This window comes from Polynucleobacter sp. 39-46-10 (assembly GCF_002282275.1).
Window position 1 is genome coordinate 1 of the sequence record NZ_NCJB01000192.1, and the last position, 4,507, is coordinate 4,507.

Consider the following 4,507-nt stretch of genomic DNA (forward strand, 5'->3'; position numbering starts at 1 on the left):
AAGCCTTTGCTAAAGAAATCCCGCTTAGCCTGATAAAAAGATGACAGCCCTAAGTAGTGATCGGAATTCATAAGGTACTTGGCCAAACCATATTGCATTGGCGTGTTTACTGTGAAGACATTGAATTGATGTATCTTGCGAAACTCCGCCATCATCGCTGCAGGTGCAGCTACATAACCTACTTTCCAGCCGGTGACATGGTAGGTTTTACCGAAACTTGATATCAAGAAACTTCGCGCCGCTAATTCAGGATGACTGGCTATGCTGGCGTGTTGATGTCCGTCGTACACCATATGCTCGTAGACCTCATCACTTAAGATCAGCGCATTGGTATCTCTCACTAAATTTGCCAGGCGGTCTAGATCGGTCTTCTGCCAAATCATTCCAGTTGGATTATGCGGAGTGTTGATGATGACGAGTCGTGTCTTTGGATTAACTGCTTTGGTCAAATCATCCCAAGGTATTGAGTAAGAATTAACGCGGCCTTGATCATCACGATTGGCAATCAAAGATACAGCGATTACTTTTCCACTAGCCATCTCAATCGAAGGGCGATAGCTATCGTAAGCAGGCTCGATGATGACAACTTCGTCGCCAGCGCCCACGCATGACAAGATTGCCGTCAGGATTCCTTGAGTGCCTCCAGCGGTGATAGTAATTTCTGTATCGGGATCGTAGTCATGACCATACAAAGTGGATATTTTTTTCGATACACCGTGACGTAACTCAGCGACCCCGATCATTGGTGGATATTGATTTTGATCAGACAGCATTGCTGAGTTGACTTGAGATATGAGCTCTCGATCACATGGAAAGTCTGGAAAGCCTTGCCCTAGGTTAATAGCTTGATGCTCTGTAGCGAGAGCCGACATGACTGTAAATACCGTTGTTCCTACTTTTGGTAGGCGACTCGGAAATGCTGGCGTCAGTAGGGGATTTTGGTTCATGCGGGCGGTTTAGGGCAAATAAGGTAGGTAGTCGCTAGAATGGTAGTTATTCATCCTCAAATTGTGCCATGTTGATCGTCCTTTCACCTGCTAAATCCTTAGATTACAAAACACCGGTCAAGGCCAAGGCTCCGACTCTCCCGGAATTCGTCTCTGAATCTGCAAAGTTGATAGCGGATCTCAAGAAGCTCTCGCCTCAGGAGGTCGCTAATCTCATGGGGCTGTCAGATCAATTGGCTGCACTGAATGTGGGGCGCTACCGTGACTGGTCTAAGAAATTTACTGAAGAAAATAGTAGGCCAGCGATTTACGCCTTTAACGGTGACGTTTATGATGGTTTTGATGTTAAGACGCTAAATCAAAAGACCCTTGATTTTGCGCAAGACCATATTCGCATTCTTTCGGGTTTGTATGGTGCACTTCGCCCCCTGGATCTAATGCAGCCTTATCGCCTGGAAATGGGCACCTCCTTTCAAAATGCTCGAGGTAAAGACTTATATGCGTTTTGGGGTGAGCGTGTAACCAACTCCTTAAAGGCAGTGCTGGAGAAGCAGAAGAAGCCTTTTCTCCTCAATTTAGCCTCTGAAGAGTACTTTAAGGTATTGCAGGCGAAGAACTTGGATTGCCCAGTCATCTCGCCCGTATTTCAGGATGGCAAAGACGGCAAATACAAAATCATTTCCTTCTATGCCAAGCGGGCTAGGGGCTTGATGGCGCGCTATGTGGTCGAGAACCGTATATCTAATCCAGTGGATCTAAATGGCTTCAATGTAGATGGTTACAAATATGTTGCCTCTGAATCTACAGAAGAAAAGCCGCTATTTAAACGTCCCGAAAGAAAGTAGGAGAGTGCTTCATGGCTGTTCATCGCACTAAATCCTCGCAACGCTCCTCACCAGATGTCGAGCGCCTAGTTGCTGACGCTATTTCCTTGGCAGCTTCCGGGAGTCACATTGAGGATCAGTTTTGGGAGGAACGTTTAAATGTTCGCCTAATGCGTCTTCTCAAAAGCCAAAATCAAAATGTGATTGATGCCGCTCTCGATCAAACATTTCGAATTAATACGGTGGCCTTCGAGGTACTTGCAGACTGTGCTGAGACCCTGGCTGAGTCTTTGCTAATGGAGCATGAGGGCCAGAACTGGGATGTTCTTTTGTTGGCTTTACCTATTGTTGCTCATACCCGCTATCAGATTCCTTCTGGCGCTCTTTCAGTGAGCGTCATTGAATCTACAGCCGCTGCATTACATAGCTCAATCACTTCCACTGATGCACGCTTAGCCATCGTTCCCTGGCTTTACAGCATTGATCAGATGCCACACTCACATTGCCAAACACGCCTGCTTACTGAGGCCTTAGCAAGCGCTGCTATTAGCGCTAGTGAGGTCAAATTAGAGTTGCGAGAGATGTCGGAGACTATTGCAGTTCTGGCTGATCCACGTTTTATTATTGCAGCTGTTGCTGCACCTTCTGGCTCACCACTTTTCCGGTGGCAAGCTGATGCGCCAACACGTCAAGAGCGTGGCGTCAGCTTGATAGGTTGGCAAAACATGATGCAAGAACCTATTGCGGCACTTTTGCCTGGTTGCGAGTTTGAGCTCTTATTACCTGAAGCATATTTTACAAATTGCCGATTGGCAGATAAGCAGGTACGTCCATTAAGCATTCGGGCTGCCGTGAACTTTCTTGAAAGTACGCTTGGAGTTCTTCCGGCTGGATTATCCTGCGTCGTTGGCGCATTCGGTGAAGATCAAGCTGACGAGTATCGAATCTCATTTAGCTTAAAAGGTTCTTCAGAAGTTGTATATGGTGTGATTTGGCCTTTATACGACCGAGAGAGTGTTGCTAATGATGCCCTGAATGATTTATCGGACGATGAGAGTCCGATGAAGCGAATCGCCGACGCCCTTAGGGATGCGGGTGTTGAAGATGTCTTCCGTCATGCAATGCTATTTGACCCAGAGCTTTGTGATGATTGCGGAGCCCCTCTGTTTCCAGATCGATCGGGTGACGCCATCCATGCAGAGTTGCCTGATGACGCGCCTACCCAGCAGCCTTTATTTCATTAGCATTTCAGTCTACGTTGAATCTTATAAAGTAAAAAAGCCGAGAGATTCTCGGCTTTTTTATTGTGGAGTCAGAGCTAAGATTTAGTTCTGCGTAAATGGCTCCGCATCAGCGAATAAATGAGGAAGGTCACCCTTTTTCATTTCTGCGGTTTGACAGAAATCTGCAAGACGAGTTCCAGACTTAATATTAAAAAGCATAGCCTTGTTACCGAGCACCACTAGATCATGCCCACTAGTAGTATTTTTGTAACGCAAACTTCCAGGCAGAGAATTTTCACGAACCAGTTCAAAAGTTTTGGATTGCCAGGTTAGGCGAATCTTTTCCATGGTCCCGGTCGTATTAAATTGTTTGCTTTCGCTACAAGTCCAAGTCGATACTGCCTCGCTTGCACCGGCTGTGCTAACAAAGCCAGCAGCCATCATGCTTACGAGGAGAAGGGTACGCTTCATATATGAAAGTCCTTAAGAAAGAAGGTGTTTAACGCCTGCTTGCTCTTCAAGCAATTCGTTCAATGTGTGATTCATGCGCTCACGTGAGAACTCATCGATTTCTAAGCCTTCAACCATTTTGTATTCACCATTTTCGCAAATGACTGGGTAGCCGTAAATCACTTCAGCTGGAATGCCATATTCACCTTTGGAAGGAATGCCCATGGTGACCCACTTGCCATTTGTGCCCAGAACCCAGTCATGCATGTGATCGATTGCTGCATTCGCAGCAGATGCTGCAGAAGAGAGACCGCGAGCCTCAATAATGGCGGCGCCACGTTTGCCAACTGTAGGAATGAATGTGTCTTTATTCCAAGCTGGGTCATTAATGCTGTCTTTGACAGACTTGCCATCAACTGTTGCAAAACGATAGTCTGGGTACATTGTTGGGCTGTGGTTACCCCAAACAACCAATTTCTCAATATCAGCAACTGGCTTATTGAGTTTGCTAGCCAATTGAGAGAGCGCGCGGTTGTGATCGAGGCGCAACATTGCAGTGAAATTCTTTGCAGGAATATCTGGAGCAGACTTCATGGCGATGTATGCATTGGTATTTGCTGGGTTACCAACAACTAATACTTTCACAGTTTTCTTAGCTACTGCATTTAAAGCTTTACCTTGGGCAGTAAAAATCTGAGCATTGGCTGAGAGCAAATCTTTGCGCTCCATGCCAGGGCCACGAGGACGTGCACCAACCAACAAGGCAACATCAATATCCTTGAATGCAGTCATCGGGTCAGAGTGGGCTGTCATACCAGCCAACAATGGGAATGCGCAATCATCTAATTCCATCATCACGCCAGCTAAGGCTTTTTGAGCCTTTTCGTCTGGAATCTCTAGTAACTGGAGGATTACTGGCTGATCTTTGCCTAATAAATCGCCATTAGCGATGCGAAAAAGGAGGGAATAACCGATTTGACCGGCTGCACCGGTGACTGCAACACGCATTGGGGCTTTTGCCATTACTAATAACTCCAGTTGAGGTTAATTAATGAAATCTTTT

Annotated in this window: 5 protein-coding genes; 2 read left to right on the forward strand and 3 right to left on the reverse strand. The window is 46.2% G+C overall.

Going from position 1 to position 4,507, the window contains the following annotated elements:
- A partial coding sequence (locus B7X71_RS12255; protein WP_293600868.1) for a methionine aminotransferase occupies positions 1-947 on the reverse strand: 947 nt, incomplete at its 3' end.
- Positions 948-1,015: 68 nt separating this feature from the next.
- On the opposite strand from B7X71_RS12255, the gene yaaA reads away from it, so the two are divergent.
- Together yaaA and B7X71_RS12265 are read left to right on the forward strand one after the other, a co-directional pair.
- The gene (yaaA, locus tag B7X71_RS12260; RefSeq protein ID WP_293600869.1) at positions 1,016-1,792 is read left to right on the forward strand and encodes a peroxide stress protein YaaA; all 777 of its coding nucleotides are present in this window, start codon (positions 1,016-1,018) and stop codon (positions 1,790-1,792) included.
- An 11-nt stretch (positions 1,793-1,803) separates the two neighbouring features.
- Positions 1,804-3,015, forward strand: a complete 1,212-nt coding sequence (locus B7X71_RS12265; RefSeq protein WP_293598917.1) for a DUF2863 family protein — start codon at positions 1,804-1,806, stop codon at positions 3,013-3,015.
- Positions 3,016-3,096: 81 nt separating this feature from the next.
- On the opposite strand, the gene B7X71_RS12270 is transcribed toward B7X71_RS12265, so the two are convergent.
- Complete coding sequence (locus B7X71_RS12270) at positions 3,097-3,465, reverse strand: hypothetical protein (RefSeq protein ID WP_293600870.1); 369 nt, start codon at positions 3,463-3,465, stop codon at positions 3,097-3,099.
- 12 nt (positions 3,466-3,477) lie between these two features.
- Complete coding sequence (locus tag B7X71_RS12275) at positions 3,478-4,467, reverse strand: malate dehydrogenase (protein ID WP_215300881.1); 990 nt, start codon at positions 4,465-4,467, stop codon at positions 3,478-3,480.
- Between the last annotated feature and the right edge of the window lie 40 nt (positions 4,468-4,507).

What these genes read in the sequence shown, in the direction of transcription:
- yaaA (WP_293600869.1), top strand. Translation starts at nt 1,016, where the DNA reads ATGTTGATCGTCCTTTCACCTGCTAAATCCTTAGATTACAAAACACCG.
- B7X71_RS12265 (WP_293598917.1), top strand. Translation starts at nt 1,804, where the DNA reads ATGGCTGTTCATCGCACTAAATCCTCGCAACGCTCCTCACCAGATGTC.
- B7X71_RS12275 (WP_215300881.1), bottom strand. Translation starts at nt 4,467, where the DNA reads ATGGCAAAAGCCCCAATGCGTGTTGCAGTCACCGGTGCAGCCGGTCAA.
- B7X71_RS12270 (WP_293600870.1), bottom strand. Translation starts at nt 3,465, where the DNA reads ATGAAGCGTACCCTTCTCCTCGTAAGCATGATGGCTGCTGGCTTTGTT.